Origin of the sequence: Sphingomonas sp. Ant20 (genome assembly GCF_000783375.1) — a bacterium.
GTDB classification, from domain to species: domain Bacteria; phylum Pseudomonadota; class Alphaproteobacteria; order Sphingomonadales; family Sphingomonadaceae; genus Sphingomonas; species Sphingomonas aerolata.
In genome coordinates, this window is the sequence record NZ_JRVI01000222.1 from 1 (window position 1) to 2,002 (window position 2,002).

At 71.2% G+C, this 2,002-nt stretch carries 1 pseudogene; it reads left to right on the top strand.

The window, feature by feature from the left end:
• Nucleotides 1-405 precede the first annotated feature (405 nt).
• Nucleotides 406-2,002, top strand: a pseudogene (locus NI18_RS18985) (helicase-related protein); the annotation flags it as partial.

Consider the following 2,002-nt stretch of genomic DNA (forward strand, 5'->3'; position numbering starts at 1 on the left):
ATCGCGCTGCCCAGATCGGGCACCCAGTCGATCCGCGTCGCGGCGTTGTGCAACCGCGTGATGCCCCGGGGAAGGGCGCCGGAACCGGTGGCGGCGGCGCGCCCGAACCCCCGGGCGCGATGCCGCCCGCCAGCCCCAGCTCCTGCTCCGTCCCTAGATACACGTCGCGCACCTCGTGGCCCAAATTCCTGGCGCACATTTCCGGCCAGGCTCGCCGTTCCCCCCGGCGCGGGTCGGAGTCCTGTGCAGCAAGGGTCCTAAAGTCAAATTAACCCGCCGCACGCCCGCCACGCGTGGCGACGAGGCGTGGTGCGGCGGGGGCGGACGGAAACCCGTGCGCGGAATACGGCGAACTTGTCCTGCCGGTCATTGCGCCGCGCGACCTTACGCCCGATGTTCTGGGCTATGAGTGACGATGTGTCCGGCGGCGTGACCGCGGTCCTGGGGCCGACCAACACAGGCAAGACGCACCTCGCGATCGAGCGGATGTGCGCGCATTCCAGCGGCATGATCGGCTTCCCGCTGCGGCTGCTGGCGCGCGAGGTCTATGACCGCGTCGTCGCGATCAAGGGCGCGAACCGCGTCGCGCTGGTCACCGGCGAGGAAAAGATCATGCCGCCCGATGCGCGCTGGCTGCTCTGCACCGCCGAATCCATGCCCGACCGCGACGTCGCGTTCGTCGGGCTGGACGAGGCGCAGCTGGGCGCCGATCCCGAACGCGGCCATGTCTTCACCGACCGGCTGCTGCGTGCCCGCGGACGCGAGGAGACGATGATCCTAGGCTCCGAGGCGCTGCGACCGATGATCAAGGCGCTCGTGCCCGGGGCGGAGATCGTCAACCGCCCGCGTTTCTCGACGCTCACCTATGCGGGCGCCAAGAAGATCAGCCGCCTGCCCAAGCGCTCCGCGATCGTCGCCTTCTCGGCCGAGGAGGTCTATGCGGTCGCCGAGATGCTCCGCCGGCTGCGCGGTGGCGCCGCGGTGGTGATGGGCGCGCTGTCACCCCGGACCCGCAACGCGCAGGTCGCGATGTTCCAGGCGGGCGAGGTCGATTATCTCGTCGCCACCGACGCGATCGGCATGGGGCTCAACATGGACGTCGCGCATGTCGCGTTCGCCAGCCTCAACAAGTTCGACGGCAAGCGCCAGCGTCGCCTGACCGTCGCCGAGATGGCGCAGATCGCGGGCCGCGCCGGGCGACACCAGCGCGACGGCACGTTCGGCGCGCTGTCCGACGACGGGCCGGGCGCGTTCCTTCCCGAAGAGGTGCTCGCGATCGAGGAGCACCGCTTTCCCCGACTCGAAAATCTCTACTGGCGTCAGGGCGAACCCGATTTCGCCAGCATCGACGCGCTCGTCGCGAGCCTCGAGGCGCGTCCGCCCGCGGGCGTCCTGCGCGCCGCACCCCAGGCGCTCGACCTCGGCGTGCTCAAGCGGCTCGCCGAGGAGGGCTGGGTGCGCGAACGGACGCGGCACCCGAAGATGGTCGCACGGCTCTGGGCGGCGTGCGGCATCCCCGATTTCCGCAAGGTCGGGCTCGACCCGCATGCGCGCTTTGTCTCGCGCGTGTTCGGGCATCTCAGCGAGGGGCGGGGGCATATCCCGCACCAATGGTTCGCCGACGAGATCGCGCGGCTCGACACCGTCGCGGGCGACGTGCCGGTGATCGCGGGCCGGATCGCGGCGACGCGGATCTGGGCCTATATCGCGCAGCGGGCCGACTGGCTCGCCGAGCCCGCGCACTGGGCCGCGCGCACCGCCGCGCTCGAGGAGCGCCTGTCCGACGCGCTCCATGCCAGCCTGACGCAGCGCTTCGTCGACAAGCGCACGACCGCGCTGATGCGCCAGATCGGTGCGGACGCCGCGTCGCTCCCCGTCGTGATCGGTCCGGAGGGCGAGGTGATGGTCGAGGATCATCCGATCGGCCGGCTCGACGGCTTCCGCTTCACCGTCGCCGCCGACGCGCGCGCAGCGACAAGCGCCTGCTGCTCGCCGCCGCCGC